Source organism: Mycobacterium sp. MMS18-G62, assembly GCF_053877835.1.
The window spans coordinates 4,846,710-4,860,145 of the sequence record NZ_CM132662.1 but is presented as its reverse complement, the minus strand read 5'-3'; the positions used below and the strand labels follow the sequence as shown (position 1 = coordinate 4,860,145).

Genomic DNA, 13,436 nt, shown 5'->3' with positions numbered 1-13,436 from the left:
GCGATCGACGAGGCGGCCAGCGATCGGTACCGCGGCGCAGATCGAGGCGTTCGGTTTCGATTTGTATCGGCGGCATCACAAACAGCCGAGGTCCGGCCGCCGACGCCGGTTAAACGTCAATTAGAGGCTACCGTTTACGGTATGACACGCGGTCTGGATCAGCTGGTCACGTCGGTGGCCGCTGAGTTGATGGGCGCCACGGCAACGACCGCGGTAGAAATCAGCGAACGAGTCCTACACGACCTCTTCGACTACCTCGGCGTCGACGTCAGCTTTCTGCGGCACAACGACCACACCATCCACGCCACCACTCTGGTCGCGCAGTGGCCGCCGCGCGAATACATTCCTGATCCCGACCCCCTTGGAGTGGTGTACTTCGCGGACGCGGACCCGGTTTTCGCGATGGCGGAAAATCTCAAGACCCCGCTGGTGCTGCGACCGGAACCGGCGAACGAAGATTTTCAGCAGCGCATCGAGGAAAGCACCACCGTTCCCGAGGTCTCACTTGCCTCCGTGCCGCTGCTGTCCGGCGACATCACCACCGGCACGATGGGCTTCATCAAGTACGGCGATCGCGAATGGACTGACGATGAACTCAACGCGCTGCAAACCATCGCCACGCTGTTCGCTCAGCTGCAAGCCCGCGTCGTCGCCGAACAACAGTTGCATTACCTCGCCGAACACGACGACCTCACCGGCCTCATCAATCGCCGGACGCTCAACGCCTACCTAGACGAGCGGCTCGCCGATGGCCAGCCCGGCCCGGTATCGGTGTTGTTCCTCGACCTGGACCGGCTCAAAGCGATCAACGACTACCTCGGTCATAACGCCGGCGACGCGTTCATCAAGATCTTTGCCCGACGGCTCCGTGACAACGTCGACCCCGGGACGGTAATCGCCCGTTTCGGTGGCGACGAGTTCGTGGTGGTACCTGGCCAACCGATGGACATCACAGCCGTCGAGTCATTCGCGCAAGATCTGCAAAGACGCCTTCAACAGCGGGTGGTCATCGACGGCGAGATGCTCACCCGCACCGTTAGCATCGGCATCGCCGTGGGCACGCCCGGACGCCACGGCACATCCGATCTGCTGCGCTGGTCCGATCAGGCTGCGCTATCGGCCAAGAGCGCCGGCGGCAGTAAGACCGCGGTCTTCACCCGCGAGATGTCGGCCGAGCACTCGATCCGCAACGACGTCGAGCTGCACCTGGAAGGGGTAATCGACTCCGGAAACGGCGCCCTCGTGCTGCATTACCTTCCAGAAGTCGACATGCGCACCGGTGCCATTCTCGGCACCGAGGCTTTGGTGCGTTGGCAACACCCCACCCGAGGGCTGCTGTTACCCGACGCATTCATCCGGATTGCCGAATCCATCAACCTTGCCGGCAAATTGGGCCGGCTGGTGATGCGCTCGGCCTGCGCACAGTTCAGTCAATGGCGAGCACGCGGCCTGTGCACAGACGGTGTACTGCGGATCAATGTGTCACCGGTGCAGCTGGTCTCAGACGACTTCGTCGATACGGTCGGGGCAACTCTTGAAGAGTTCGGCCTTGACGGTGCCGCGGTATGTCTGGAAATCACCGAAAGCGTTGTGGTCCAAGACATTGAGGCCACACGAAACACCCTAACCGGCTTGAAGAACGTCGGCGTGCAAATCGCCATCGACGACTTCGGCACCGGCTATAGCGTACTGACCCATCTGAAGTCGCTACCGATCGACACCATCAAAATCGACAAAGGCTTCGTTCGCGACTTGGGGACCAACCCGAGCGATCTGGCGATCGTGCGGGCGATCATGGCGTTGGCGGACGCTTTCGACCTTCAAGTCGTCGCCGAAGGCGTGGAGACGAGCGCCGCCGCCACGACGCTGCTCCGTCTGGGTTGTCAACGCGCACAAGGCTTCCTGCTGTCGCCGCCGCTCGACAGTGCGGCAATGGAAACGCTGCTCGCCCAGGGCCGCATCTCGCTCGACTCGATACTGCCGTCAGTGACCCCGATCAACGGGCAGCGACGGCGTCCCTAGGTCCTCCGCGCCTCTAGATCGCCTTGTGGGCGGTCAGCAGAAATGCGGGCAACTTCGCACGGCCGTTGTCGTCAAAATCGTAAGGAAGTGGCGGCATGTCGGGCAACGGTGGCAGTTGCACATGCACGAACGCCGGACGGATGTCGTCGATATGCCAGTGCTTCGACACCACCTCACGCAGCTCGTCTTGGGTCACCAGATTTGGCACGGGAAACGGCGAGTCAGGTGGCAACGCTTCGGTGGTGAACACCAGCATGTACATCACTGCATCCGGTGCTGCGGCGCGGTGCACCGACCGGAGGTAGTCCTCGCGCGCCTCGACGGGCAGTGAATGAAACAGTGTGCAATCCAAGATGGTGGCGAACCGCCCGTCATACCCGTCCAGCGAAGTGATGTCGCCTTGGACGAAGCTGACGTTGGTCAGCCCACGTTCCTCGGCGGCCTTGGACGCGGCGTTGATCGCTGTGGCCGTCAGGTCCATGCCGACGACGGTGTAGCCCTGCTCGGCTAGCGCAAGGGACGCGTCACCGACGCCGCAGCCGGCATCGAGTACCTCGCTGCGCATCTTTCCCGAGCGAATAAGCTCGGCGACTTCTGGCTGTGCTTCGCCGATGTTCCAGGGCGGCGGTCCACCAAATACCTCGTTGCGGTAGGCCGCATCCCAATCCATGACTTCCGACATGAGAGCACTGTACCGGCCGGGCGCTTTCATTCAGGCGTCGAACGAATCGATCAGCCACGTCGGATCGGTGGCAGGAAAATAGGTTGGACCGGATTCGGCTCAGGTTGATAGCGTGCGCGAGACCGTGACATCACGCGAGGAGGTGAGACCCATGAACGCAGTAACCATGTGGGTGCTCCCACTCGTGTTCACGGTCGAGCGATAGAAGTAGGTGTCGCCGGGAGCGCCTGAAACAGGCGAAATCCCGAAAGGCAACACCATGCAATTCACTTCTGAGACATCGTCGAACGGTGTCATCGAACGCAATTTCATTCTGGATGAGATCACCGGTGTGCTCTGGTCGCCCACATCCGGCAGCGTCGGCTCACCACTGCTGCTGGCGGGGCACAGCGGAGGCATGCACAAGAAGGCGCCGGGGCTTTTAGCCAGTGCAATTCACTGCGTGATCACCTACGGGTTCACCGTCGCGGCCATCGACGCGCCTGGACATGGTGGTCGGCCGCGAAACCTTCAGGATCAACAGTGGGCCAAGGCGATCCATCAGGCCCGGGCGGCGGGCGAGCCGATCGCCCCGATCGTCATCGATTACAGCATGTCGCTGGCGGAGCGTGCGGTGCCGGAATGGCAGACGACCCTGGACGCCCTGCAGGCGCTGCCTGAGATCGACGTCGAAGCGCCGATCGGCTACGGCGGCGTGTCGTTGGGCGTCGTGACCGGGCTGATGTTGACGACGGTCGAATCCCGGATCGTTGCCGTGAGCTTCGGCGGGGTATTCGTGAACGACGCGCTGATCGAGGCGGCACGGAAGATCACCGTCCCGGTCGAGTACCGGATTCCTTGGGACGACGAGGAATTCGACCGCACCTCCGGGCTCGCGTTGTTCGACGCCTTCGCCTCGAAGGAGAAGGCATTGCACGCCTACTCGGGCAGGCACTACCCGGTGCCCGAATACGAGCGCGACAGCTCGGCTCGGTTCTTCGCCCGCCACCTCGGCCAGGTTGACCGACGGCGATCGCGGGGACCGATTGACGAGCCGCTATAGAAAGGCACTCCGTACCCCGCGGTTGCCAAACCGGTGAAGCTGCAAGGCCGAAACCACATGGGGCACTGGCCATGCCGGGCAGGCAGACGGGGCGTGGCAGGACGTCGGAGCGGCCGCTAGAAGCGGTGGAAGTGCACGTCGAAAACCAGCTCCGGCACCGGTGGGTCACCTTCTCCCAGACCGATGGCCTCAAACGCGGGGCCCAGGTCCTCACGGAGGAACCGCTGCAGGCTGTCGCGGGATCCCCAGACCTCGATGATGCACCAGCGCCCGTCTGCTTGTCCGGCGGCGTGGAACTGCTGGCCCTTGTCGATGCTGGCCTGCAACACCTTCTCCCGGACCGCGTCGTAGGTTTGCTGATCAATTGGTGGATACCAAACCACACCAACGGCCATCCCTGACTCCTTTCATCTTTGCGGCAGCACCGCCTGTCCTGTCGATTCGCTACGTGTTTGCCAGTTAGTGGCTGGCGCCGTCGGCCCCACTTATACCGGGGGCGCCGTCCCTCCCCGGGCCGAGAGTGCCGCCGTTCGTGCCGTCGCTGGATTCCGGGGCCCCGGTTGCGATCCCGCCCTTGCCGCCAACGCCGCCCGAGCCGCCTGCACCGCCAGCTCCTCCCGAGCCGCCGGTCCCGCCCTTGCCGTCCGCGCCGGACTGGCCGAAGATCCCGCTGGGCCCGCCGGTTCCGCCGGACCCACCGGTGCCACCGTTGCCGCCGGCGGCGCCTGCGCCGCCCATGCCGCCGGTGCCGCCAGGACCACCGGTGGCTATACCGGCGGAAGCTGTTGCGTCGCCGCCTTTCCCGCCGCCCCCACCGGCGCCACCGGGGCTGCCGATACCGCCGTCACCGCCGCCGCCGCCGTCCCCGCCGCGGCCGCCGTTGCCTAACAGCCCGCCGCTGCCGCCCGCGCCGCCATTGCCACCGTTGCCGCCCGGACCGCCGGGGGCGGTGCCGTCGCCGCCATTGCCGCCGTTGCCGCCTGCGCCCCCGGTGCTCGTTCCGGTGGACACCACGCCCCAGTCGCCACCGTCACCGCCATTGCCGCCGACGCCTCCACCGGGGCCGCCGCTTCCGCCATTACCGCCGTCACCGCTGGTGGTCGACAAGAAACCCGATGCGCCTCGCCCGTCCGTCGGAAATCCATTGCCGCCGTTGCCGCCAGCCTGACCTGGGGCGCTGCCCGCGTCACCGTCGCCGCCGGGATTTCCCCTGATAGTGGTGCGAGTCAGCTTCGAACCGCTGCCGTCGTCGCCGTTCTGCGCCGGGGAACCTGGCGTGGGATTGACCCCGTTCGCGCCGGAAGCGCCCTGACCACCGTTGCCGCCGTCGCCGCCGTCGCCAAGTATCGACCACGCCCCAGCGTTGCCACCGTTCCCGCCGCGGGCGCCGGGCCCGCCGCTGCCACCGTCGCCGCCGCTACCGATAAACAGGCCGCCGGTGCCGCCGTTTCCCCCCGCCACGCCTGCGACTTTTCCGTCACCTCCGCGCCCGCCGTTTCCGAACAGCCCGGCGTTGCCACCCGCGCCGCCGTTGGTGCCCGCGCCACCGTTGCCGAACAGCAACCCAGCGTTGCCGCCGTTGCACGCCGCTCCGGTGCAGTCGGCGGGTGCGTCGGCGCCGTCGCCGATAAAGAATCCGATCAGCGATGTGACTGGGTTGGCGGCTGCCGGCGCGGTCGACGATGCCTTTGTCGGCCGCGATGGTGTCGGTCCCGAAGATCTGGTGAGCAGGCACAGCGGATCACTACAGTCCGCCGCCGTATTGGTCGGCGGGGTCAGCGGCGCCGGCCCGGATCTCAACTGCGCCGACATCAACACCACCGACGGCATGTCAGGGGGCGCGTGGCCGCCGTGGATAGTGGCCAGCCAGATGCCGCCCCCGACCATCGCGATCCCGGCAGCGATTGACGGCCGGATCAAGCCGCTGATGACGTGCCGATGGTTGCAACGAGCATGCGCGAACGCGGCAACGCGGAAGTCCTGTGTAGCCGCGCGGCGCTGCAGTCTCATGTCAACCACCGCCAGCCTTTCGGGTAATTTCCGGCCACGACAATTGGAGGCTAACTCCGCGCGGGCCTTAATGCAAGTATTCACTTGCATTAAGAAATGTGGCGTATAGCCTTACGTAGGCGAGACGTTTGGAGGTAGATGCCCAGATACATCGACGAGGACAGGCTGTTCGAGGCGACGGTCGCGGTCTTCGCGAAAAATGGGTACCGCGCCACAACGACCCAGGAGATCGCAAGCAGCGCGGGTGTCAACGAGGTGACGCTTTTCCGCCGCTACGGCGGCAAGGCGGCACTGATCAACGCGGCCCTGAAGCACGCGTTCGCTGGATCGCCGTTTGCACGGGTGGCAGCCACCGACGACGTCACCAAGGACATCACCAGGCTTGTCGAGGCATATGAGGAGACGACGCGGAAATACGGAGGCGCCGTCACCACGCTGCTCACCGACGTGGCGCGTCATCCGGAGCTGCGCGAGGCCACAGCGGCGCTCGTACCGAATCTGCTCAACGCGGCAAGCGTGATCGCTGCACATCAAGATCACGGGCGGCTAACCGATGGCGACCCTATGCAGAAGCTCGTGATGTTGATCGCCCCGCTCCTGGTATCTGGTGTCTGGACGCGCGCCGGGGCCTCGGCTGTCGCGCCAGAATTCAACGCGAACGCTCTGGTCGCCGCGTTTCTCGATGGGCATCGCGCCGAACGGCAGGGGAGTAGTCCTGGAGGGTAGGGCCAGTCAACGCTTGGCCTAGCCCGTTGCTTCTCGTCTGTTGGTGAACTCATCGACGAGCAGTTGGAGACGTTCCGAGTCGTAGCCGGGGCGTAGTCGGCCGGCACGGGTGAGGGCGACTAGTCCGTGCAGCGCTGCCCAGAACAGCTCAGTGAGCGCGTCGGCATCCTGCTCGTCAGCCACCACGCCGACCGCGTGGCGTAGCTCGGCGAAGGCCGCCTTCAGCTGAGGCGGTGTGTCTTGGGCGGCGAAGCGCAAGGTTGTCGCACGGGTGAACATCGCGTCGTAGACCGCCGGATTGTCGCGGGCGAAATCGAGGTAGGCGCGTGCAATCCGGGTCAGGGTGTCGGTGGCCGCGCCGGCGCTGGACCGCGCGGCCTGGATTGCCTCGGCGAGCTCGCCGAATCCGTCGATGGCGACAGCATCGGCGATGTGTTCCATGCCGCTGAAGTGCTTGTACAACACAGGCTGGCTGTATTCGATCTCGGAGGACAGCCGACGTGTGGTCACGGCGTCCCAGCCTTCGGCCTCGGCCAACTTGCGGGCGGTTGTGACGATCAGCCGTTGACGGGCAGACCTCTCACGCTGACGGCGATCCTCAATGGCCATACCTAATGGTATCACAGCTAGAAAAACTAGCACTGCTATTGACGCAGGAACTCGACGGGGTTAGCGTTGCTAGCAGTTACGACGTAGGAGTTACGACATGAGCATTGACCTCATCACCCGTGCCGCCGCGCTGATCGCGGTGCTGGGCACCGCGGCGGTCTACGGCACCGACGTGTTCTGCGCGGTGGTGCTGCGACCGGCCTTGGCGTCGGTCGACGACCGTGCCTTGGTCGCAGTCATGGGAAGCGTGCATCGATACGGAGACCGGCGAATGCCCGTGCCGGGCGTGCTCGGGGTTCTCGCCACCGCGGCAAGCGCGGTGCTGGCCACGGTCGCCGCACACTGGGCACAGGCCATCGCGGCAGGCGTCGCCCTGGTCCTGCTGTTGATCTGGATTGTGCTCTACACACAGGTGAGCGCACCGATCAATCGACAACTGACAGCGGCTGCCGACGCTAGCCAGCCCCTACCGAATGGGCGTGCGCTGCAAGCGAAGTGGGACAGAATCATCGGCGCCCGTGCGATGCTGCAAGGCCTGGCAGTGGCCGCCCTATGCGTGGTGCTGATGATCTGACACGCCCACACCCAAGAATCCACACGAACCGACATCGACTGTCGGAGAAGGGCATTCGATGTTTCAGCTCCGGATCTACACTCTGCGGTCACCTGAAGCTCTACAGCGATACGCGACTGTTCACTGGGCCCGACACTTGGCAACCTTCACGACATTCGGGGTCACCACCCACGGTGTGTGGACCGAGCGAAGCGGCGGCGCCAATCGACTCGTCGCGCTCATCCGCTACCCACCTGGCGCCGATCCCGAACAACTCACGCGGCACATCATGACCAGCGCAGAATTCGCCGCCGACATGGCCGGCTTCAACGTCGACGAGATCATCGACGTTCAGTCGGTACTGCTTGATCCGACATCCCTCTCACCGATTCACTGACATACCTCAGGAGCACTCGCATGACCGTCACCACCATCGCCTACACGCTCGCCGGACTCATCGCCGCGGGCATCGTCTTCATCGGCGCACGATTCATCGTCGCGCCGCGTGTCGCCGCCGCCGGTTACGGTGTGCAACCAGACCTCGGCCAGCCATCCGCCGGCGCCTACTTGAGTGTCAAGGGCGTCCGCGACATCGCATCGGGGCTGTTCGTCTTCATCCTGATGGCCGCGGGCGAGACCCACCTGCTCGGCTGGGTGATGCTGGCCGCCACGATCATTCCGGTCGCCGACGCGACCATCGTGCTCGGCAACGGCGGCCCCAAGTCGATCGCTTGGGGAGTGCACGGAGTGACCGCCGCCGTCATGCTCATCACGTCTGCGCTCCTGCTCATTTCCTAGGGGCCGAGCCTGTCGATTCGCGGGGTGCCCAGTCGTCATAGGGATATGGACAAACCTCGCATCTTGCTTGACGGACTTGCATATGTGGAATCGCCGCGATGGCACGAAGGTCGACTCTGGTTCGCCCACTGGGGGACTGGGGAGATCGTCGCAGTCGATCTCGAGGGGCAAAGCGAAGTGGTGGCACATGGGCCGCCCGGTTTGGGGTGGTCAATCGGCTGGCTGCCAGACGGCCGGCTTCTCGTCACCGGTCCGGAACTGTTGCGGCAGGAGCCAGACGGGTCGATGGTCAAGCATGCCGATCTCCGCGCCGTCGCTGACCACCGTTGGAACGAGTTAGTGGTCGACGGCCGCGGCAACATCTATGTCAACGGCTTCGGTTTCGACTTCCTCGGCGGTGAGCGGCCCGAACCCGGGATCATCGCGCTGGTCACTCCCGACGGGACAGCTCGCTGCGTTGCCACCGATATCGACTTTCCGAATGGGATGGTGATCACGCCCGACAACTCCACCCTGATCATTTCCGAGTCTTTCGCCGGACGGCTTACCGCGTTCGACATTGGCGCCGATGGTGGCCTGTCCAACCGTCGGGTGTGGGCCGACAACGTCGGACCCGACGGAATCTGCCTCGACGCCGACGGCGCGATCTGGACACAGGCAGCCGACACACGCACGCACACAGGCAGCCCCGATTCGGCGGAAGGTGCGTGCATACGCGTCGAAGAAGGCGGCAGGGTGCTGCAACGGATCGAACACGATCGGGCCATCTTCGCCGCCATGCTGGGCGGCCCCGATCGTCGATCGCTTTTCATGCTTGCCGCCGAATGGCGCGGCACCGCCGGTGTAGAGCGCGCGCTCGCCGCGCGAACCGGACAAGTGCTCGTTGTTCACGCGCCTGCGCCGGGTGTGGGTTGGCCGTGAGCGGTCTGCGGGGGCGGCGGGGTGCCGGATCTTGTTGGTAACCCGCCATATTCGTGTCCGCCGCATTCATCCAGGAAAAGCCTGGAGGAGTCTGGATGCAGAGGGGGAGAGGCCTCAGACCGCGCGGATAATCTACGGCCGCAGGATATCGGCGGGGGACACGGTTTCGACGAATGCGCGTGCCGCGGCAGCGAGTTTCCTGTCAGCGGTGGCCAGCGCGTCCGCCTGCAGTTGGGTCAGTGCGATGTACTCGGCCTGGTAGGTGTCTGGCCAGTTCAGTTTGGCGGCTATTCGCCATGCGTGGTCCTGCAGTACTCGGTCACCAAGGAGCCGGATCCGTAGCCCACGGATATCGTCGAGAACCTTCCGGCCGATCTGTTCATCCATCTCGCCGCGGTGCACCGATCCGTATACGAGGGCGAGCGCCTGCGAGCGCAGCAATGTGGGAGCCGCCAGGCTGTGCTCGGGTGGAATTGCCGCTCCGTCAACGGCAAGGTCGATGGCCACCTGTGCATCGATGACGAACGTTGTCATATCAGAACTTTCGCATGGACCGCAGGTGTTCCGCTACCACGATTGTCCGCGATTGGCGTGACAGCGCCTCGCCACATAATCGTGACCCACGATGTCATGAGGGGGCGTCAGACTTGCTGAGCCTGAACACATATACGGTTCGCTTCTTGAAAAAGGTTGCGGTACTGAGTAAAAGATGCCTCATCTAGGTAGCCCGCCGCATTCGATTTGGCCGTATTCCCGCCTGGCATTGAAGCGGTGCAGGCCGGCCGGAGATGACGATCTTCGTCGACGTGGCCCCTCAGAGTGCTCGAAGTCCGCGCAGGGTCCTTCTTATCAGTTCACGTCGTTCATCGATTGTCATCGAGTCACCGGGGGTGGCGTGGACCCGCAAATAACCCTGTGTCACAAGGTCGCCGACCAGGAACCGCGTCGCACCGAGCGGCAAGGACAGTTGAGCGGCGATCTCTGCGACCGAGAGGCTGTGCGCGCAACACGTCAGGATCTGGCCCCGCACATCATTTCTCGGCCAGCGCGGCGGCTTCGCTGTGGTGTTGAGCGCTTCGACCGAAGCCTCGAGTGGCAGTTCGATACCAGGGTCGGTACGGCCTGCGGTCAGCGTGTACGGCCGGACCAGGCTCGGCTTGTCCGCAATTTCCGGTTCTGTGAACCCGTCGCCGATCGGTCCGCCCTTGCCCTCCGACTGCCGATGCGCGCCGGTGTGGTTCCGGACATGTGGCGAGCTATGCGGCACGTTGTGGTTCCGCAAGAACGACAAGGTCTGGTCGGCGTGCACCGATGCGCGCAGCTCGCTGGAAACGACCTTGAGTACGGTGCGGTCGGTGTCGATGACGAATGTGGCCCGTCTGACCGGTAGTAGCCGTGCCAGCAGCCCACGGCGCCGAGTGTGCCGCCCGCGCCGATCCGGCTCACGCGCTACGACGGATTTGCGGAGCTTGGCGAACCTGCCTCGGCGCACCCCGAACATCTCGGAGACCACGCCGTCCGCGTCGGAGAGAAGGGGATAGTCGAACGAGCGCTGTTGGGCGAAGTGGGCCTGCCTGTCGACGGTGTCGGTGCTGATGCCGACCCGCTGGGCGCCCACAGCGGCGAATTCGCTACTCAGGTCCCGAAAATGACAAGCCTGGGCTGTACAGATCGGTGAGGACGCTATCGGGAAGAAGAACAGCACAACCGGCCCATGGGAAAGCAGCGCGGACAGCGTCCGAGGCCGACCAGCGTGATCGTACAGAGTGAAGTCAGGCGCCTTGTCGCCCGCGATCATCGGCAAAGATTAACGCGGGAAGCTCCGCGCGACGCACGACTCGGATAATTCGGTCGTTAGGAGCAGATGTCGGTGGCGATGCGTTCGAGGGTGCGCCGGCATCCTGCGCTCATCGTTGGGCTGCTGTCGACGTAGTACCAGACCGCGCCGAGAGCTTGCTGAAAGGCCCAGGCCCGTCCTCGCTGCCATTCCGCTTCGTCGCAACCGACGTGATCCCGGAGCAGTTCGCGAGGTTCGGTATCGAGGAGATGCCAGGCGCTCACCAGGTCGAGAGCGGGATCGGCGGCACCGAGGCCTCCAACATCAAGGACCCCAGCAAGGCGCTCGTCGGCAACCAAAATGTTTGGGGGGATGAGGTCGCTGTGGTTCATGACATCGGGAGCATCGCCTCGGGGGAGGTCGCGCATCTCGGCCCAGATGGATCGAAGGGTCGCGACATCAAGCATGCCTTCGCAGTATGTCAAACATTCCTGCATCCAATTGTCGTGGGAGGACAGGTGGCCGCCGCGCCCGTTGCCGTCGAAGGTTCGTCCGCGAGTATCTATTGATCGCACGGCATTGATGAAATCGCCCAGATCCATAGCGAGAGAATTGGATTCACTGCAGTTGTCAGCGGTGGCGGGCTCGCCTGGAAGCCAGGTGTTGATCGACCATGGTAGGGGATAGCCAGCGCCGGCCTCGCCGATGGCGATTGGTCGCGGGGTGGCGAAGGGTGTCTGACCGATCAACTCCTTGGCGGCTGCTGCCTCACGCAGTAGTCGATCCCGTACGGCCAGCACATCGTCTGGCAGCAGCGGGAAGCGTGCCACGAACTGGTCGCCAATGCGGAAGATGGCGTTTACCGTGCCTGCACTCGCTACAGCTACGACCCGCAGGTCTTGCCACTGAGGGAACTGCTCGGCGACGAGCGCCCGCACCGTAACGGCCGAAACCAACAATTGGCCGGGATGCATATCCACGGCCCGCGCACGCGCCACTAATTATCAACAACTCGAATTGCGCGCGTTCCCACCGCACGGGATGCTGCCTGTCGCCGAGTAGCCGTCGAAGTGGCATCGACCTCTTCCCCGCAGGAGCTCAGCGGGTATGTCCATACAGTTTTTCGTGACGGGACAGGTGCGCCTTACCGTCGTGGCGACTCGTAAGGTGTAGGCGTCGCGGGGCACGGTGGGACAGAAAGTCGCTGCTGGCGATTAGCGACGCGGATGCGTCAGGTTCGCCTGGCCGCATCGGGATTAAGGATGTAGAGGCCTGCGATCGTTCGATCGTCATGGAAGGTGATGCGAGCGACGAATTCACCAGCCTCGAAGGTCAATGGTGTGTTGGTTCTCGTAAGGTCGCCCGCGCGGGTGACGTCGGTGTCTCCGTGGCCCTTGTAGTTTCCGACCAAACGTTTCATCTGAGGCCACGGCGCGGCAAGCTCCATCTCGCTGAGCTGGTCGCGCATCGTGGCATCGAAGCGAGCGCGGACCTCGGCCCACCGGGCATGAGTGAGATCGTCGATGACCGTCCTGGCCAGCTCGGCGGCCTCAGGAAGTGGAACTTCTGCTGTTTGAAGATCAATTGACTCGCCGTAACGGCCGATCTTCGCTCGAGGCTTCACCCGTGTGGTCGAGCGTCCGTGCAAGGCCCCACTGACGGTGCCGCTGATCGTCAGGTCCCCGCCATCGTTGGAGACGTCACCCGTACACATTCCGGGGAGTTTGGCCCTGGCCCCCGGCTCCATTACGAGCCCGCCCACCATGCCAAGTATGTAGGCATAACCGCCTGACTCGACTGTGAGTGTGCCTGCGATGAAGCCACCCGCTACGAGCTTTCCGCCGCGCGTCACCCGAACATCGCCTTCAGTCTTGCCGAACTTAACGCGGATGCCTGATATCACCGTTGACATGGCGCGAAGGATACTGCGCACCATGACATAACGGCCATGCAGTGCTCGGTGCATGATCGCCTGGGGGTCGATGTGTCGGCCTGGTCGGCTGCTGGGGAAGAGCCATGGAGTGCCGATGGCTCCACGACGAGATTTACTGGTAACCCTGCATATTCGATTCCGCAGTATTCGTCCGATACGCAACTGCGCGTCGGTCGAGACGTGGCGGGGGAGAGCGACTGATTGCGGGGATGGCTGTGGCCTAACCGAGTGGCGTTCCTGCACAACTCCAAGGTGAGTTTGTTTGCTAAAGCGTGCAATCGGCGTGGCATGCCGACTCGGACAGGCATGAACTGCTTGACAGGCGAACTCCGCATGGACGGTCGTGACGGCGCGGCGCGCTGG

14 protein-coding genes and 2 pseudogenes are annotated in these 13,436 nt (G+C 64.1%); 7 read left to right on the top strand and 9 right to left on the bottom strand.

All coding sequences use genetic code 11. The annotated features are described in order from the left end of the window. Positions 1–141: 141 nt before the first annotated feature. Positions 142–2,022 (top strand): putative bifunctional diguanylate cyclase/phosphodiesterase, encoded by a 1,881-nt coding sequence (locus ACWW36_RS24135; protein WP_456138468.1) that lies wholly within the window; start codon positions 142–144, stop codon positions 2,020–2,022. A 13-nt stretch (positions 2,023–2,035) separates the two neighbouring features. Here the strand turns inward: ACWW36_RS24135 and ACWW36_RS24130 are convergent, their stop codons facing one another. Continuing rightward, entirely contained in the window at positions 2,036–2,704 is a 669-nt protein-coding gene (locus ACWW36_RS24130) for a class I SAM-dependent methyltransferase (RefSeq protein WP_456138467.1), read from the bottom strand. A 259-nt stretch (positions 2,705–2,963) separates the two neighbouring features. Between ACWW36_RS24130 and ACWW36_RS24125 the strand changes: the two genes are divergently transcribed. Further along, on the top strand, positions 2,964–3,746 hold the full coding sequence (locus tag ACWW36_RS24125) for an alpha/beta hydrolase (RefSeq protein WP_456138466.1): 783 nt from the start codon (positions 2,964–2,966) through the stop codon (positions 3,744–3,746). A gap of 116 nt (positions 3,747–3,862) precedes the next feature. On the opposite strand, the gene ACWW36_RS24120 is transcribed toward ACWW36_RS24125, so the two are convergent. Next, positions 3,863–4,141 (bottom strand): hypothetical protein, encoded by a 279-nt coding sequence (locus ACWW36_RS24120; protein ID WP_456138465.1) that lies wholly within the window; start codon positions 4,139–4,141, stop codon positions 3,863–3,865. A 64-nt stretch (positions 4,142–4,205) separates the two neighbouring features. Then, entirely contained in the window at positions 4,206–5,756 is a 1,551-nt protein-coding gene (locus tag ACWW36_RS24115) for a PE family protein (RefSeq protein ID WP_456138464.1), read from the bottom strand. Positions 5,757–5,894: 138 nt separating this feature from the next. Here ACWW36_RS24115 and ACWW36_RS24110 point away from each other — a divergent pair, with 138 nt between their 5' ends. Beyond that, complete coding sequence (locus tag ACWW36_RS24110) at positions 5,895–6,482, top strand: TetR/AcrR family transcriptional regulator (RefSeq protein WP_456138463.1); 588 nt, start codon at positions 5,895–5,897, stop codon at positions 6,480–6,482. An 18-nt stretch (positions 6,483–6,500) separates the two neighbouring features. On the opposite strand, the gene ACWW36_RS24105 is transcribed toward ACWW36_RS24110, so the two are convergent. Continuing rightward, a complete protein-coding gene (locus tag ACWW36_RS24105; RefSeq protein ID WP_456138462.1) occupies positions 6,501–7,091 on the bottom strand; it encodes a TetR/AcrR family transcriptional regulator in 591 nt (196 codons plus the stop codon). Positions 7,092–7,188: 97 nt separating this feature from the next. On the opposite strand from ACWW36_RS24105, the gene ACWW36_RS24100 reads away from it, so the two are divergent. The 4 genes from ACWW36_RS24100 to ACWW36_RS24085 are packed head-to-tail and all read left to right on the top strand — an operon-like array spanning position 7,189 to position 9,363. Beyond that, complete coding sequence (locus ACWW36_RS24100) at positions 7,189–7,665, top strand: DUF1772 domain-containing protein (protein ID WP_456138461.1); 477 nt, start codon at positions 7,189–7,191, stop codon at positions 7,663–7,665. A gap of 58 nt (positions 7,666–7,723) precedes the next feature. Continuing rightward, a complete protein-coding gene (locus ACWW36_RS24095; RefSeq protein ID WP_456138460.1) occupies positions 7,724–8,041 on the top strand; it encodes an NIPSNAP family protein in 318 nt (105 codons plus the stop codon). A 20-nt stretch (positions 8,042–8,061) separates the two neighbouring features. After that, positions 8,062–8,442, top strand: coding sequence for a DUF4267 domain-containing protein (locus ACWW36_RS24090; protein ID WP_456138459.1), 381 nt, complete (start codon positions 8,062–8,064; stop codon positions 8,440–8,442). Positions 8,443–8,487: 45 nt separating this feature from the next. Beyond that, positions 8,488–9,363, top strand: coding sequence for an SMP-30/gluconolactonase/LRE family protein (locus ACWW36_RS24085; RefSeq protein WP_456138458.1), 876 nt, complete (start codon positions 8,488–8,490; stop codon positions 9,361–9,363). Between the two features lie 132 nt (positions 9,364–9,495). Here ACWW36_RS24085 and ACWW36_RS24080 read toward each other — a convergent pair whose 3' ends face one another. The 5 genes and pseudogenes from ACWW36_RS24080 to ACWW36_RS24060 form a co-directional block, all read right to left on the bottom strand. Next, a complete protein-coding gene (locus tag ACWW36_RS24080; protein WP_456138457.1) occupies positions 9,496–9,897 on the bottom strand; it encodes a type II toxin-antitoxin system VapC family toxin in 402 nt (133 codons plus the stop codon). A 280-nt stretch (positions 9,898–10,177) separates the two neighbouring features. Continuing rightward, positions 10,178–10,513, bottom strand: a pseudogene (locus tag ACWW36_RS24075) (DUF742 domain-containing protein); the annotation flags it as partial. A 126-nt stretch (positions 10,514–10,639) separates the two neighbouring features. Continuing rightward, positions 10,640–11,161, bottom strand: a pseudogene (locus ACWW36_RS24070) (peroxiredoxin); the annotation flags it as partial. Between the two features lie 56 nt (positions 11,162–11,217). After that, positions 11,218–12,114 carry an aminoglycoside phosphotransferase family protein gene (locus tag ACWW36_RS24065; protein WP_456142607.1) on the bottom strand — a complete coding sequence of 299 codons (897 nt, stop codon included), beginning with the start codon at positions 12,112–12,114 and terminating at the stop codon, positions 11,218–11,220. A 257-nt stretch (positions 12,115–12,371) separates the two neighbouring features. Then, positions 12,372–13,052: a DUF3887 domain-containing protein gene (locus ACWW36_RS24060; protein WP_456138456.1), complete on the bottom strand. Its 681-nt coding sequence runs from the start codon at positions 13,050–13,052 to the stop codon at positions 12,372–12,374. Positions 13,053–13,436 lie beyond the last annotated feature (384 nt).

Excerpts from the sequence above, each read along its gene's own strand:
- ACWW36_RS24135 (WP_456138468.1), top strand. The coding sequence starts at position 142 with ATGACACGCGGTCTGGATCAGCTGGTCACGTCGGTGGCCGCTGAGTTG.
- ACWW36_RS24130 (WP_456138467.1), bottom strand. The coding sequence starts at position 2,704 with ATGTCGGAAGTCATGGATTGGGATGCGGCCTACCGCAACGAGGTATTT.
- ACWW36_RS24125 (WP_456138466.1), top strand. The coding sequence starts at position 2,964 with ATGCAATTCACTTCTGAGACATCGTCGAACGGTGTCATCGAACGCAAT.
- ACWW36_RS24120 (WP_456138465.1), bottom strand. The coding sequence starts at position 4,141 with ATGGCCGTTGGTGTGGTTTGGTATCCACCAATTGATCAGCAAACCTAC.
- ACWW36_RS24115 (WP_456138464.1), bottom strand. The coding sequence starts at position 5,756 with ATGAGACTGCAGCGCCGCGCGGCTACACAGGACTTCCGCGTTGCCGCG.
- ACWW36_RS24110 (WP_456138463.1), top strand. The coding sequence starts at position 5,895 with ATGCCCAGATACATCGACGAGGACAGGCTGTTCGAGGCGACGGTCGCG.
- ACWW36_RS24105 (WP_456138462.1), bottom strand. The coding sequence starts at position 7,091 with ATGGCCATTGAGGATCGCCGTCAGCGTGAGAGGTCTGCCCGTCAACGG.
- ACWW36_RS24100 (WP_456138461.1), top strand. The coding sequence starts at position 7,189 with ATGAGCATTGACCTCATCACCCGTGCCGCCGCGCTGATCGCGGTGCTG.
- ACWW36_RS24095 (WP_456138460.1), top strand. The coding sequence starts at position 7,724 with ATGTTTCAGCTCCGGATCTACACTCTGCGGTCACCTGAAGCTCTACAG.
- ACWW36_RS24090 (WP_456138459.1), top strand. The coding sequence starts at position 8,062 with ATGACCGTCACCACCATCGCCTACACGCTCGCCGGACTCATCGCCGCG.
- ACWW36_RS24085 (WP_456138458.1), top strand. The coding sequence starts at position 8,488 with ATGGACAAACCTCGCATCTTGCTTGACGGACTTGCATATGTGGAATCG.
- ACWW36_RS24080 (WP_456138457.1), bottom strand. The coding sequence starts at position 9,897 with ATGACAACGTTCGTCATCGATGCACAGGTGGCCATCGACCTTGCCGTT.
- ACWW36_RS24065 (WP_456142607.1), bottom strand. The coding sequence starts at position 12,114 with ATGCATCCCGGCCAATTGTTGGTTTCGGCCGTTACGGTGCGGGCGCTC.
- ACWW36_RS24060 (WP_456138456.1), bottom strand. The coding sequence starts at position 13,052 with ATGTCAACGGTGATATCAGGCATCCGCGTTAAGTTCGGCAAGACTGAA.